The organism is Kitasatospora putterlickiae (assembly GCF_039527695.1).
Lineage (GTDB): Bacteria > Actinomycetota > Actinomycetes > Streptomycetales > Streptomycetaceae > Kitasatospora > Kitasatospora putterlickiae.
This window is the reverse complement of the sequence record NZ_BAAAKJ010000482.1, coordinates 1-1263: the sequence shown is the minus strand read 5'-3', so window position 1 is coordinate 1263 and position 1263 is coordinate 1. Positions and strand designations below refer to the sequence as shown.

Genomic DNA, 1263 nt, shown 5'->3' with positions numbered 1-1263 from the left:
CCGCACCCAAGCCGGACCCCAAGCCGCCCGTCGAGCCGCCGGTCGACCCGCCCGAGGGCCCCGGCCCGGGGGAGTGGACCGTCCCGCCGCGCCCGGTTCCCACCCTGCCGCCGCGCCCCGCCTCCTGCCCGCCCGGCCAGATCGCGTCCTGGGACGGCTGCCACCCCCTGCCCCCGCCGATCACCGTCTCCTGACGCCCCCGACCGCCCGGCCCGCTCCGGGCGGTCTTGATCTTCTATTAGTTGAATGCTAAATTACTTCCGACACCAGGGCCCGACCCCCAGGAGGAAGCCATGACGACCACCGCCGTCGCCGACAACCCCGAGAAGTCCCGCTACGAGATCACCTCCGACGGTGAACTCGCCGGCTTCGCCGAGTATCACCGCTACGAGAACGAGATCGCCTTCATCCACACCGAGATCGACCCGCGTTTCGGCGGCCAGGGCCTCGGCGGCGTCCTCGCCCGCGCCGCACTCGACGACGCCCGCGCCAACGACCTCGCCGTGCTCCCGTACTGCCCGTTCATCCGCGGCTGGCTGACCAAGCACCCCGAGTACCACGACCTCGTCCCGGCCGCCAAGCGCGAGCGGTTCGGCCTGTGACCGCCGAAGCGACCGGGGCGACCCCGGCGGCCGAGGCGGGGTTCGTCCGCGCCGCGGCCGCCGTCGCCACCAGCACCGCCGACGACTACCGCGTCGACATCCGCTCCGGCCGCCACCGGCTGACCGCCGACGAGCCCGAGTCGGCCGGCGGCGCCGACACCGCCACCACCCCGGTCGGCCTGCTGCTCTCGGCGCTCGGCTCCTGCACCGCCATCACCCTGCGGATGTACGCCCAGCGCAAGCAGTGGCCGCTGACCACCGTGCGCGTCCACCTCGGCTACGAGAAGGGCCCGGAGAAGGCCGTCCGCATCACCCGGCGGATCGACCTGATCGGCGACCTCGACGACGCCCAGCGCGCCCGCCTGCTCGACATCGCCGACCGCACCCCGGTCACCCGCGCCGTCTCCGCCGGCACCCCCATCGTCCCGGCCGCCCCGCGCGCCTCGACCACCGGAAACGGGGCCCACCATGGCTGAACCCGACCTCACCGTCCCGACCGTGCGCGGCGGCCGCGCCGACACCCCGGGCGGCGCCGTCCGCGAACTCCTCGCCCCGCGCGAGACCGCCCTCGGCGGCAGCACCGTCGTCCGCCGCCTCCTCCCGAACATGGGCCGCCGGATGGTCGGCGCGTGGTGCTTCGTCGACCACTACGGCCCCGACG

Annotated in this window: 2 protein-coding genes and 2 pseudogenes; all 4 read left to right on the top strand. The window is 74.8% G+C overall.

The features are described from left to right. A pseudogene (locus tag ABD308_RS37425) lies at window positions 1-194 on the top strand (hypothetical protein); the annotation flags it as partial. Window positions 195-293: 99 nt separating this feature from the next. Further along, complete coding sequence (locus ABD308_RS37420) at window positions 294-602, top strand: GNAT family N-acetyltransferase (RefSeq protein ID WP_344345128.1); 309 nt, start codon at window positions 294-296, stop codon at window positions 600-602. Next, window positions 599-1078 carry an OsmC family protein gene (locus ABD308_RS37415; RefSeq protein WP_344345125.1) on the top strand — a complete coding sequence of 160 codons (480 nt, stop codon included), beginning with the start codon at window positions 599-601 and terminating at the stop codon, window positions 1076-1078. Before ABD308_RS37420 ends, ABD308_RS37415 begins: the two co-directional genes overlap by 4 nt. Then, window positions 1071-1263 (top strand): annotated as a pseudogene (locus ABD308_RS37410) (pirin family protein); the annotation flags it as partial. The gene ABD308_RS37415 and the pseudogene ABD308_RS37410, both read left to right, overlap by 8 nt.